This is a genomic window from Paraglaciecola sp. L3A3, assembly GCF_009796765.1.
Classification (GTDB): Bacteria; Pseudomonadota; Gammaproteobacteria; order Enterobacterales; family Alteromonadaceae; genus Paraglaciecola.
The window spans coordinates 1,343,607-1,357,241 of the sequence record NZ_CP047023.1 but is presented as its reverse complement, the minus strand read 5'-3'; the positions used below and the strand labels follow the sequence as shown (position 1 = coordinate 1,357,241).

7 protein-coding genes are annotated in these 13,635 nt (G+C 39.3%); 4 read left to right on the top strand and 3 right to left on the bottom strand.

Annotated features, from left to right (window positions below; genetic code table 11):
* Nucleotides 1-56 precede the first annotated feature (56 nt).
* Both GQR87_RS05605 and GQR87_RS05600 read left to right on the top strand, forming a co-directional pair.
* Nucleotides 57-2,081, top strand: a complete 2,025-nt coding sequence (locus GQR87_RS05605) for a methyl-accepting chemotaxis protein (protein ID WP_158967358.1) — start codon at nt 57-59, stop codon at nt 2,079-2,081.
* A 159-nt stretch (nt 2,082-2,240) separates the two neighbouring features.
* Nucleotides 2,241-3,974 (top strand): lysophospholipid acyltransferase family protein, encoded by a 1,734-nt coding sequence (locus GQR87_RS05600; RefSeq protein ID WP_158967356.1) that lies wholly within the window; start codon nt 2,241-2,243, stop codon nt 3,972-3,974.
* 95 nt (nt 3,975-4,069) lie between these two features.
* On the opposite strand, the gene GQR87_RS05595 is transcribed toward GQR87_RS05600, so the two are convergent.
* Nucleotides 4,070-4,360, bottom strand: coding sequence for a YebG family protein (locus GQR87_RS05595; RefSeq protein ID WP_158967354.1), 291 nt, complete (start codon nt 4,358-4,360; stop codon nt 4,070-4,072).
* 306 nt (nt 4,361-4,666) lie between these two features.
* On the opposite strand from GQR87_RS05595, the gene GQR87_RS05590 reads away from it, so the two are divergent.
* Nucleotides 4,667-6,991 (top strand): TonB-dependent siderophore receptor, encoded by a 2,325-nt coding sequence (locus GQR87_RS05590; RefSeq protein WP_158967352.1) that lies wholly within the window; start codon nt 4,667-4,669, stop codon nt 6,989-6,991.
* A 250-nt stretch (nt 6,992-7,241) separates the two neighbouring features.
* Entirely contained in the window at nt 7,242-7,922 is a 681-nt protein-coding gene (locus tag GQR87_RS05585) for a Fe2+-dependent dioxygenase (RefSeq protein WP_158967350.1), read from the top strand.
* A gap of 50 nt (nt 7,923-7,972) precedes the next feature.
* Here the strand turns inward: GQR87_RS05585 and GQR87_RS05580 are convergent, their stop codons facing one another.
* Complete coding sequence (locus GQR87_RS05580) at nt 7,973-10,516, bottom strand: glycoside hydrolase family 3 protein (protein ID WP_233267404.1); 2,544 nt, start codon at nt 10,514-10,516, stop codon at nt 7,973-7,975.
* 139 nt (nt 10,517-10,655) lie between these two features.
* Nucleotides 10,656-13,619: a TonB-dependent receptor gene (locus GQR87_RS05575; protein WP_158967348.1), complete on the bottom strand. Its 2,964-nt coding sequence runs from the start codon at nt 13,617-13,619 to the stop codon at nt 10,656-10,658.
* Nucleotides 13,620-13,635: the final 16 nt, after the last annotated feature.

Here is a 13,635-nt window from a genome sequence, read left to right as displayed (position 1 = left end):
ATAATAATTTACGTCTAGAGTCAGTGGTAACACTGATAACTTAAATAAGGCTGACAATGAAAATAACAGTAGCAAAACGCGTCGTTGGCGGATTCGCCATTATAACCATTCTTTTATTCATACTTGGGGTTGTAGCCGTGTACAACTTAAAAAGTATCGAAAAGGCCACTGAGGAAGTTAACACATTAGCTCTGCCGACGGTAACTCTTACCGGCCAATTGAAAGTATCATTTTTAAACATGGGCCGCCTTGCAACTGAAGCTTATTTTGAAACATCGCTAGACGCTATCGTCACCCAACAAGAAGCCTTTGAAACAAGTCGAGCTATTTTTTCATCAGAGCTTGAAAAGTTACGAGGTATTGTTAGCCAAGAAAAAGAGCTTCATAGTTCTCTAGTTAAGACTGAAGAAATATATACTCAATACATGACTAACGTCAGTGCCATATTTGATAATAAAAAAAGCGAATTAGAATTCCAAGATGAAATAAACAATCAGTTAGGTGATATTGAAGATAATTCAGATGACGCCTCAACGCTTATTGTTGATTTTTCAGATTTAGACGAAGTTCAGAATAATAGCCAGCTTAAACGAGCTTCAGATATTGCCAATAGCCTAGAGTCTAACCTCATGTCTTTACTCACTTTTAGCTCTGAATATATAAAAACAGAGAGCTTAGTCCGGGCCGATACTGTTGGTAATGAAGTAGAACTGGTGATCAATCAAATAAAAGGCAAAGTAACGGATATCCAAACGGCCGAAAATGGCGAAGACGATTCAGGTACGTTAAGTGAAGTATATGAACTGATAGATCTCATTACAGATACAATGACTTCATCAAATGGATTATTACAATCGCAACTCAATCAACTAAAGAACAAAAAAGAAGCACAAATTGCCTATCAAGCTTCATATGAAAATATCAAGCAAGCCATCTTAGAGTTAGATGAATTAATGGCTCTAGCTGAAATAAAAACCCAGACATCAAAACAAGAAGTTACAAGCTCAGTAAACCAAGGAATTTCTAGCACTATTATCATTGCCTTGATTTCGATAGTATTTGCTGGCGGTATTGCCTATTGGACAGTGACTGCAATTGTTCGCCCGCTACACAAAGTAAATGCCATGCTGCAAGTAGTTGCCACGGGGGATTTAACCCAAAAACTTGATGATTCATCAGATGATGAATTTGGTATTTTAGCTAAAAATTGTAATGCCTTGATTGATAGTTTGAAAAACTTAATTTCGGGTATTAGCTCTCGAGCTATACAATTAGCTTCAGCAGCCGAGGAAACCTCTGCAGTCACCGCGCAAACCACTCAATCTATCCAAGAACAAAAATCACAAGTGGCACAAGTGGCTGCAGCAACCACAGAAATGCACAGTACTTCACAGCTAGTCACCCAAAGTGCAGAAGATACTTTAAATCAAATAAAACATGCTGACAGTGAAGCTGAAAAAGTTAAACTAATTTCAGAAGAAAATAGAAACACTATATTAGTATTATCTAAAGATGTTGAAGAAGCGGCAGAAGTAATTAATAAACTCCATCAAGATAGCGCTAGCATAGGCGGTATTTTAGATGTAATTCGCGGCGTAGCCGACCAAACAAACTTACTTGCGCTAAATGCTGCTATTGAAGCTGCCCGGGCCGGAGAATACGGTCGTGGTTTTGCAGTGGTTGCCGATGAAGTAAGAACTTTAGCCAGCCGCACACAAAAGTCTACTCAAGAAATAAACTCTATGATTGAAGTATTGCAATCGGGGGCAGAAAAAGCGGTAGCAGTAATGAATCAAGGTACCGAGCAAGCCACTATATGTGTAGCTCAAACCGAAAATGCTTCTACAGCTTTACAATCTATCACTGAAGCAGTACATAAAGCCTTTGACGTAAGTACTCAAATTGAACAATCGGCTCGTGAACAGAATATTGTTTCTCAAGAGATTAGCCAGAAACTTGAAAACATAGTGAACATTGCAGAAGATACTTCAGTTGGTGCACACCAAACTTCTGAATCAAGTCATGAAGTGGCTAAATTGGCAGAAGAACTACGGGCCTCTGTGCAACAATTTAGAGTGTAAATACTAGCAATAATAACCGGCAATCACTGCCGGTTATTTATGCCCCCCAACAACAAATCCGCTCACCGCCCAATGTTCACAAAACATACATTTTAGTTAAACCAAATCGTCACAAAAACTTATTATGCTTGTCACCAGTTTCGTTTAACTGGCTTTATTATGTTCACTGTTTCTGAAGTACTAGAAAAACATTATCCCGCAGTCGCTAACCGACCCATTCTATCAAAACCAATATCATTTATATTACGACATTTATTGCATGAAAAAGAAATGCAGAACTTCGCCGAAGAATTCCCCAATCAGCAAGGAATTGATTTTGTTGAACAAGTACTCGAATACTTCAGCATTAGTTACTCAGTTAGAGATGTAGAAAAAGAGCGTATCCCCACCGAAGGAAAACTCGTCATTATTGCGAACCATCCTATTGGTTCGTTAGATGCTTTAGCACTGATCAAGCTGATCAGTGAAGTAAGACGGGATATTAAAGTTATTGCCAACCAAATGTTAATGACACTACCTCCTTTACATTCCATGTTATTGCCCGTTAATAATGTTAATGGGGGAACTCCTAAACAAAACATCCAAAAAATCCAACAACATTTATCAGCAGAAGGAGTCGTCATCGTTTTTCCTGCTGGTGAGGTCTCGCGATTACGTCCCCAAGGGATACGCGATACTAGATGGCAAAGTGGCTTTCTGCGTATAGCTAAACAAGCTAAAGCCCCTATTCTTCCGGTATTTATCGATGGTAAGAACTCTAAGGTATTTTATGGTTTATCTATGTTATACAAACCATTAGCTGCCATGCTGTTAGTTAAAGAGATGTTCAAACAAAAACGTAATCACTTTCCTATACGCATTGGTGAAGTCATTCCTTTTGAATCTTACAGCAGCAATAAAATCACTCGAAATCAACATGTGAAATTATTTAAAAAACACCTATATAGAATTGGCCTTGATAAAACAGGCATTTTCAAAACACAAACCGCAATAGCTCAACCAGAAAACCGTGCAGCTTTGTATCATGCATTAAAAGATACTTGCGAACACTTAGGTGAAACAGCTGATGGTAAAGTGATGTACCTGTATAGTCCATCGGGCAGCTCTCCAATATTAAGAGAAATTGGCAGGTTAAGAGAAGTATCGTTTAGAGCTGTCGGCGAAGGCACCAATAAACGTCGAGATTTAGATAGTTATGATCAAGATTATTATCACTTAATTTTATGGGATCGTGATGATTTAGAAATTGTAGGAGCCTATCGTTTTGGTGCCGCGAAAAAAATAATTACAGAAAAAACGGTAACAGGACTCTACTCTTCTAGCTTATTTGACTATAGCCCTGAAATGGAAAAATACTTTGAACATGGCCTAGAGTTAGGTAGAAGTTTTGTCCAACCTAAATATTGGGGCAAACGCAGCTTAGATTATCTTTGGTTTGGTATTGGTGCTTTTTTACAACGTCATCCTAATTATAGATATTTATTTGGCGCAGTGAGTTTGAGTGATCACTACCCAAAGGCAGCTAAAGATTTATTAGTGCAATTTTATACTTTATATTTTCAACAACAAAATCCATGTGCTCAAGCCAGAATGCCTTATATCTTGCCCAAAGATTATGAACACTGTTTTACTGGTGATGACTACAAAGCTGATTTTACCAAACTAAAACATTTGTTATCTAATATGGGAATGGCCGTCCCCACTTTATACAAACAATATACCGAAACCTACGAAGATGGAGGGGTACATTTTGTCGATTTTAATATTGATCCCAGTTTCAATCATTGCGTTGATGGTTTGGTTATTGCCGATCTAAATACTTTAAAAGCTAAAAAGCGTGCCAGGTATATGCCTCAAGAAAAGAAAGAAAAAGCACTGACTTTAGATAACTAAACGAGTTAATTTGTTTAAAGTCGTGCCTTATCATCTATTATTAATGCTGGGTTGCGAGGTCAGTTTTCAGAGAAAGTATAACTTTCTTTCATAAATTAGGCTTTTTTCGAAGCTATTTTAACTACATCTGCTTTTTCAGAACTTAATAATGAGTCAGCAGATGTACCTTTTAATAGTTTCGTTAAAGAGTCTTTATTTTTAGATAACATAATAGATAAATTTTCTAATAGTTCTGGCTCTAAACTAATTCCCTTACCTTCTATATAGACACTTAAGTTATCAGCTACATCCAACATCTTATCGTATTGATCTGCTTCTTTTTTATCCGCCGTCACAAATTTTTCCACCCCTTTGTGCTCAACCACATATCGCGTAATTACCGCCATAATTTTTCTCTCTGATAAATAACAACAAAGTAACCATAACACAAAAACTGTATATAAAAACAGTATTAATGTAATTTTAAAACTTGATTTATATTAGCCCAATAATTAAGCAGTTTTACAGGTTTTTGAGCTGTAATCCAAAAGCTTTGTGATGTTGTTGAATTGTTGCAGCTCAAATTTAGTATGTCGTCACACAAAAACAACCAAACAATTAAGCGCATGAGAATCATTATCATTTACATTAGTATAAAGATATGTAATATTGGCTCCACATTCACTTAGGACGACAAAAAACGTAAATAAACTATGAAAAACACAAATAACACATTAGCTTTTGGGGCACAGGCAGTTGCAGCGGCATTAATTTTTAACAGTGGGCAAATTTCAGCACAAGAAAACACTAAGCAATGTGAAGGGGATAATTCAACTGAGTGTCAGGCCAAACAATCGGCAGAGTCAATTGAAAAAATTCGAATTCATGGTGTACAAGATTCTGTGTATTTATTTCAAAAATCTGGTGACCTTCGCCGTGTAGCAGATTTAGTGGATACACCACAGGTCATTACTGTTTTAACTCAAGATCAACTATTAGAAGCTGGCAAGACCGATCTTAAAGATATTTTATCTGCCCAAGCAGGTGTGACCCTAGGTACAGGCGAAAATGGTAATGCTTTTGGTGATCGGTACATTATTCGTGGTCACGAAGCTCGTAGCGATGTGTTTGTTGATGGTTTACGAGATCCGGGTATGAGTACTCGTGAAAGTTTTGCCACTGAACGTGTCGAAATAACTAAAGGTCCAAGCTCTACATTTGCAGGTCGAGGCTCTTCCGGTGGAGCGGTTAACAGTGTCACTAAAAAAGCATCTGTAGATTATAACTTTGGTCGTGTGGATGCAGGTTTAGGTACTGATGAATATCAGCGTGTTACTTTGGATTATAATTTAGCACTTTCTGAAAACACCGCGGCTCGAATTAATGCATTAATGTCAGATAAAGACAAACCAGGTCGTGAAGATGCCTCAAGTAAACGCAACGGTGTGCAACTGTCAGGCGTATATTTACCCTCTGATAAACTATCGTTTACGGCTGATGGTTATTATTTAGACGCAGAAGATGTGCCTGATTTAGGTAGTTATTTTAATCGTGATAGCCGCGAACCTGTGGATGATATTCCTGTTTACGCTCAAGAAGCAGACTTCTTAAAATCTGAGGTTAAAACCTTTACCTTGAGAACTGAATATGAAGTTAACGATGACCTAACAATTTATAATGCCACCCGTTATGGTGAAACAAGTAATGGTTACATCACAACAGGTGCAAGTGGCACTACTCGCGACATAACGGATCCAGATGGACCTGAGGCCAGTACTATATCCCTAAGCACCCATAATGGTTTTCAGGATGTCCATTACGTGAGTACTCAGTTTAATTTATTATTCAATACGGAATTATTTGGTTTAGAAAACAACCTAGTCTTTGGCCTTGAATATACAGACGAAAGTGTTAAAAACGGTACTTATAACATTGATAGTACTAACCCAACAAACTGTATTTTACCGCCAGGCAGACGAAATCCAGAACCATCAGGTGCCTATTGTATTGTTGATGGTGCGGGTGATTATATCAGTAATATTAGTCAGTTGATGGGCAGAACATATACACGTGGTGAATTTGATTCAATTAACAAGATTGAAACGGTTTCACTATACATGTTAGATACCGTTCACTTAACAGACCAACTTGATGTTTATTATGGTGTTAGAGCGGATAACTTTGACTTTGACAGTGACGTGATTAGAAGCGGCACGACGACTCCTTATGCTTATTCAGACACCATGTACAACGGTAACCTTGGTCTAATTTACGACTTTTCTAAAGATGTTAATGTCTATGCAAACTACAGCACAGCAACCAACATTAATGGTGGCGAATCTGACTTAGGGGCAAGTTGTGGTTATGGTGGTATTTGTGGTGACCCTACACAAGTCACTGATTCAGATCCTGAGCGTGTAGAGAATATCGAGATTGGCACCAAAGTCATGCTTGATAATAGTTTCTTGTTGTCAGCTTCTATTTTCCAAATAACTAAAAGTGATGTAATGGAGAGTGTCGGTGATGATGACTACGCAGCATTAGGTACTCTAAATACTGGTGAAAATCGTGTGAAAGGGATCGAATTAGGTATAGTAGGTAATATTACCGATGAATTAAGCGTACAATTCTCTGCAACCGCAATGAGCTCAGAAGTACTTGATTCCATTACCGAAACTAATATCGGTTTAGTGTTAAGTAATTTTGCTGAAAAGAGTATGTATTTGCAGTTAAGATATGAAATTAACGACTCCTTTGTAGTAGGTGGCGATTATGCATACCAAAGCGAAATGTATGCAGGTCAACCTGATACAGCAGCTGGTTACGACAGTACAAATAACCAATACAGTATAGTGGTACCTAGCTATCAGGTAGTGAACTTATTCGCTAACTACAATGCCACAAAAGATCTTACGTTTAGATTGAATATTGGCAATGCTTTTGATGAAACCTACTACACAGCTGCATATCGTTCGGGTGCGTTTATGTACCTAGGTAATGCAGCCAGTACTAAATTAACTGCAACATACCAATTTTAATATAGAACCTGAGCTCGGGATAAGCCGAGCCTCTCGATAACGCTCTTTTTGCGCCTAGCTGCGTTGGATTTTCTAGCAATAGCCCGCTATTACGTACGAAAAACCGCCTTGCTAGACACGAAAAATTTCGTCATCGAGTAAGCCTTAAGCCAAATATAACTTGGGGCATATTTTTAAGTGTTTGAATTGTTTGTAAAATTCAAATTAAAAACGACACGCATTATCCCAAGTTCAGGTTATAGAGAAAAAAATGATTATTATCGATAAAATTTTATCTGCTGAAGACGTCGCTCATTACCGTGCAGAGTTAACCACTCTGCCATGGGAAAACGGCGATAAAACGGCTATGGGTATGGCTGCTTCAGTAAAAAATAACAATCAAGCAGATGCAAAGGATCCCCAAGTGCGCCAGTTAGCGAATAACTTACTAGCTCATTTGGGTAACAATCCTAAAATTGTTTCTGCAGCCCTACCCCATAAAATATTCCCGCCTTGCTTCAATCGTTATCAACAATCAGAAGAATACGGCTACCATGTCGACGCAGCCATTATGCGCCTGCCTGATAGCTCTGATGTGATCCGTAGTGATGTCTCTATGACGGTATTTTTAAGTGAGCCAGAAGAATACGAAGGAGGAGAATTAGTTATTGCTACTGAGTTTGGTGAACAAGTAATCAAACTACCTGCTGGTTATGCTGTGGTGTATCCATCAAGTAGTTTACATAAAGTCACTGCGGTGACCAAAGGAACTCGCTTAGCAGCGATTACTTGGATGCAGAGTATGGTAGCCGACAGTAATCTTAGAAATACCTTATACCAGTTAGATCAAAGTATTCAAGAGTTAGTCAAAAATCAAAACGCGAGCCGTGGTGAATTAGATCGTCTGCATAATGTTTACCATAACTTAATACGCCAATTTACCGTTCTCTAAGGCTAAGCACACATGTGCTTAACCTTGCTTCTTTCTCTTTATCTAAGAGTTTACTCACAACCCTTAGTATTAGTTTCTGCTGAAGTGATAAACCTCACATCACTGATAGACAAAATGTTTTTCTGAGCAGTATAAATAGTTAAAGTATCTACCATTTCATTTGCAGAAAGGCCCTCCACTAAACACTTCATATCAATTGTAATATCAGTCCAAGTATCAGCAGCTAACTCGCCTATTTGTTGGCTTATATCTACGCCATGAGTACAGTTCGGTTTATCTTGTTGCTGCCCAGAACAAGCCATTCTAACAAATAAAGCGCTTGTTTTAGGTTGCGCTGTTTTGACATTTAACACCAATGATGAAGCATTAGTTAGCATCTCGGATAGGCTAGAGTTTTGTAATACAAATTTCAGCCCCGCTTCGCCAGTGCCTGCAAAGTCTAATTTAAAGGCATCTTCTTGAATATTTTTATCGATAGTGCGATAAGCAATATAAGGTAAGGCTAATGTATTCGAAGCCACCTCATTTTCTTGCCCATCAGACAACAATGTCATTTTCCATTTGCTACTCAATTTACCATCAAAAACAGGCAATCCCGACGATTGAGCAGTAACTGCCGCTACCGTTGATAAGTCATTGGCTACAAGCGTTTTATCTGTGTAAGTTAAGCCGTAGCCATAAGCAAATAATGGCGAGTAGTCGGCGTCAAAACGATTGGCTGTTTGAGTGGCTGAAATGGGCCAAGAATAAGACAGCTTGCCTTTAAAATCATGTTGAATTTGATTGTTGTTGTCTGCCAACAATACATCAGCCACGGCTGATCCTTCTGAGCCTGGTAACCATGCTGCCACAAAAGCATCACTGGCATTAAGCTCTGCATTAACCCACATAGGTCGACCAGAAATAAACACTGCAACTGTGGGAATACCTTGTTTTTTGAAAGACTCGAGTAACGCTAGATCCCTTTTGTTTTCTGCTTGATAATTTAAATCTAACACATCACCTTGGCCTTCTGCGTATGGCTCTTCACCAAACACCACTATGGCTACGTCAGGTTTAGTTTGAAATGTTCCATCAACACTTAAGGTACTTGTGCCACCAGCGGCAGTCACCTGTGCGGCTATGCCAGCATAAATTGAGCTACCACCTGGAAAATCAGCATTAGTGTTACCCGTACCTTGCCAAGTAATTGTCCAGCCACCTGCTTGTTTGCCAATATTATCGGCTGCATCGCCGGCCACTAAAATAGTTTGCTTAGGCGATAAAGGTAAAATATTGCCATTATTTTTTAGTAAAACTAACGATTCTCTAACTGCTTGTTTAGCTACATCTCTGTGACTTTTTTGTCCAATCAATTCTGTTTTACCAGAAAACTGGCGTTGAGCTGGGCTGGCTTTTTCGAACAATCCAGCACGCAATTTAACCCGTAAAATACGACGTACAGCATCATCTAACCTAGATTGCTTAATGACACCAGACTTAACTTGGGCCACTATATTTTCGAACAAAGGTTTCCAAGCTTGAGTGGGCACCATGTAAATATCTAAACCCGCGTTCATAGCTTGCGGACAGTTTTCATTACTGCAACCTTTGACTTGTCCGTGACCATTCCAGTCACCTACTACAAAGCCGTCAAAGCCCATATTGTCTTTTAACACATCGGTCAATAAATATTTATTGCCATGCAATTTTTCGCCATGCCAGCTATTAAACGAAGCCATGACCGACTGCGCGCCAGTCGTCAAACCGCCCATGTAACCTTGAGCATGAATATTATACAACTCTAGTTCGCTAGAGACATTGTCGCCTTGGTCGTCGCCATTTTCGGTTCCACCATCACCCACAAAATGTTTTACTGTACTTATTACTCGGCTATCGCCTAAAAAATCTTTATCAGCATGGCCTTGCAAACCCTTAACAATAGCAGCCGAGTAAGCACGTACTATTTCTGGATCTTCTGAATAACCTTCATACGTGCGGCCCCATTTGTCATTTCTGACCACAGCGACTGTAGGGGCAAACACCCAATCGATCCCTGTGACCATAACTTCTGTGGCCGTAACTGTGGCAATTTTTTCTATCAAATCAGGATTATTTGCTGCACCTAAACCAATGTTATGCGGAAACAATGTGGCCCCAACTACATTATTGTGGCCATGCACCGCATCGGTTCCCCACATAGTAGGAATAGTTGAACCATCTATAGAGTCATCTATTGATGCTTGATACATCTGCTCTGCTAGGTTAATCCAATCTTGTGGAGTGGCATGTTTATTACCATTTGGAAATGAGCCGCCACCATTGAGATAAGAACCAAAACCATATTGGCGCATATCTTCTACCGAAATATCTCTAATTTCTGGCTGAATAGTTTGGGCCACTTTTTGCTCTAAACTCATAGCCGACAAAATGTTATCTAATCGAGTTTCAATACTTTGATCTTGTATGACTTCTGAGTTTATCTTAGGCCATATGTTGGTTTTATTTTTAGCTTCAGGATGAACTAATTCTACTGCCGTTTGGCTATTTGAACATGCCAAAAAGAAAAAACTAAGACTACTGATTAGCAGCCCATTTTTCGCTAATTTAATCACAATTAGTCGCCTTATAGTTATGATTAATTAAGATAAATGGCTGTCGTATTCTTAGATAACAATAATCGACACCCATAAAAAAGTATATAAAAAGTAAACGCCCACTAACTATTAAGTTAAATGAGCGTTTCGTACTCTGCTATTTAAAACTATATCTAGCACCAACTATGTATCTAGGGCCATATTCACGAGCAAACAAGAACTGCTCTTCATAACGACCATACCCTTCTTCAGTTTCATTGTTAAGATTAATGCCATCAAAGAACACGGTTAGGTTTTCGTTCAAGTCGTAGTTAACACTCACATCCCATTGGCCAAATGCTTTGGCGAATTGAGGAGGGTTATCAGATGAACCTTGGTTTTGTCCAACACCAATTAAGTACTCATCACGCCAAGCGTAAGTTACCTTCACTGATAAACCATGTTTCTCGTAAAATCCTTGGAAGTTGGCAGAATCGCTTAAACCAGTCAGAGGAGTTTGCTGCGTTAGGCTAGTCACGTCAAATTCAACATCACCATCAACAAAAGTAGCATTTGCACCTAAACCAAACCCAGTGTCACCAATCAAATGCTGTACCGCTAACTCAAACCCATCGACTGTTTTTGTATCTGGGCTGTTATACGGACGGCTAATGTCCCATTCGATTAATGGGTCACCTGCTTCAGGTTCAATGTACCCTTGCGCATTTAAAGTAGCACCATTGGCTTGCATCTGTGCAAAGATAGCATCGTTGGTTGCTTGCACACCGTCAGCTACTAAATCAGCTTCGGCTTGCAACCATCTTGGGCCTTTGTATATATCATTAAAGCCTTCAATAGTGGTTGAAACAATTTGACTACCAATAAAGTTCTTCACATCTTTTTTGAAATAACCGATGGCGGCGTAACTACCTTCGCCATAATAATATTCCAAACTTAAGTCTAAATTAGTCGATTCAAAAGGCTGTAAATTAGTATTACCTTCACTGCCATTTCGAGAACCAATTTTAGGGCTACCTGACAATTGCCTGCCACCTGCTAAGTTTCCAAGCGGTGCACGGGCAATGGTTTTGCCCCAAGAAAATCTACCGACTAAATCGTCAGTTAAATCTATTTTGAAATCGAACATAGGTAACAACACATCATGTTCCCCTTCTAACTCAAGGAAGTTGCTATCACCATCTAAATATTGAGTATGCCATTCGCTGCCGCCTTTCCACCAAACTGATGTGGGTACTTGCTGTAGTACACTGCTGGTAACGTCGGTTTCTTCGTAGCGTACACCTACATTCATTTGCACGAAAAAGTCAGCTAAATCAAATTCCCATAAAGATTGTACATAAATACTGCTGGTCTCTTCAGTCACAGAACTTTCAGAATAAGTCCCCATTGGATGATAGGCATCAGTAGCAAAATAATCATCACCGCCTAAAACATCATTGGTCAAAAAGGCTTCAGAACGAGCCACGACTTCATCAAAATCAAAGGTGTAATAATAATTAGGCGTAAGATCAGCACCACCACCATCGATTGCACTTAAAAAATCATCGGTACTATTGCGCGTAAACATGCCGTCAGGGAATATTTCAGGCCATGCTGGATTAAACAAGAATCCGCCAATTAACCCACTCCATGCATTCGAGCCACTCATAGTTTGTTCGGTACGAGCAATCCCAAAATCTACAGATACTAGCGGGATATCAAAGGTATTGTCCCAAGAACCATCAATTTGTAACTGTTCAACCTCCGACTTTCCAGGCGAATGAATAAATTGACTAAAGTGAGAATCTATTTCACCCGGCGATAATTCTGTGGTGCCGTTTTTCCAGAAGATCTGCGCACTAGGGACATCACCAGTACGATAATCATAGGTTTTAGTGATGAGTTGATCAGACCCTAGATTTAATGAGCCCTCACTGCCTAAGCCGTCATCAGCGCCATTATCGGTTTCACTAGTTGAATCATGATAATCTAAAGTTAAGCTCAGGTTATTAGTGGCTTGCCATGCTAAATTTAAACCAATTGATTTTTCTTTTACTTCTGTGGTCGCACGTGTGGCAGTGTAAGAGCCATCGTTACCACTGATATCAGTGAAAATAGCCGTACCATTTTCGTCCAGCTCGTAAGCGTTAATGTTTCCGCCATAGTCATTCCACATGCCCCATCCAATCGAGTTTCTACCTGTTATGGCATCGGTCATGGTGTAATCTAATGAAATCACTAGGTCATCGATAGGTGCGTACTGTAAAGTCACTTGGCCATTAGTACGTTCACGCTGTGTGTTTTCAATGGTATAACCCATATTCCTTGGAAAGAAATAATCGCCACTAGGATTACCGTCGGCATCTAGAGGCCTTGCATCAATCACGTTTTCAGCGGCTAATTCAGGCAAATCTACATTAGCCTGCCAACCTTGAATACCAGCTGATTGCTGTTGAAAATCACGCCTATGGTGATTAAACGAAAAGGCTACACCAAATGTTTCATCAGCAAAGGTGTTGCTATAAACAGCTGATAATTCAGGTGTAACATCATTTCCTTCTTCATTTGATGTATCCATTATAGTTTTACCCGAAATAGAATACTTTTCACCAGGGCTGGCCAATGGTTTAGTAGTAACAATATTTACTGTTGCACCTAAACCACCACTTGGCAATTCAGCACGAGCTGTTTTTTGTACTTCAAGAGCAGTGACACCTTCAGAAGATAGATTTTCTAAGCTATAAGAACGTGAGTTACCTGTACCAGGCATTTGCCGTCCGTTTAAGGTAATCAAATTAAATTCAGGGCCAAAACCACGTACTGTAATTTGACTACCCTCACCATTTGCTCGGCTAACGGTTACGCCGGTAATACGCTGTAAAGACTCTGCCAAATTAGTATCAGGAAATTTCCCCATGTCTTCCGCAGAAATAACGTCCATCACACCAGAAGCATCTCGCTTCAAATTCATAGAGCGTAATAAACTGCCTCTAATACCACGTACTTCGATGACTTCAGAATCGGCGGTTTGTAATTGATTAGAACTAGACTCTTGAGCATATAATGTCTGACTTGCGGCAACCGCAAATATAGAAGAAAGACTTAAAGCCACTTGTGTTTTCGTAAAAATTGAATGTTTCATTTTCTACCCTACTTTT

What these genes read in the sequence shown, in the direction of transcription:
- GQR87_RS05605 (WP_158967358.1), top strand. Translation starts at nt 57, where the DNA reads ATGAAAATAACAGTAGCAAAACGCGTCGTTGGCGGATTCGCCATTATA.
- GQR87_RS05600 (WP_158967356.1), top strand. Translation starts at nt 2,241, where the DNA reads ATGTTCACTGTTTCTGAAGTACTAGAAAAACATTATCCCGCAGTCGCT.
- GQR87_RS05595 (WP_158967354.1), bottom strand. Translation starts at nt 4,360, where the DNA reads ATGGCGGTAATTACGCGATATGTGGTTGAGCACAAAGGGGTGGAAAAA.
- GQR87_RS05590 (WP_158967352.1), top strand. Translation starts at nt 4,667, where the DNA reads ATGAAAAACACAAATAACACATTAGCTTTTGGGGCACAGGCAGTTGCA.
- GQR87_RS05585 (WP_158967350.1), top strand. Translation starts at nt 7,242, where the DNA reads ATGATTATTATCGATAAAATTTTATCTGCTGAAGACGTCGCTCATTAC.
- GQR87_RS05575 (WP_158967348.1), bottom strand. Translation starts at nt 13,619, where the DNA reads ATGAAACATTCAATTTTTACGAAAACACAAGTGGCTTTAAGTCTTTCT.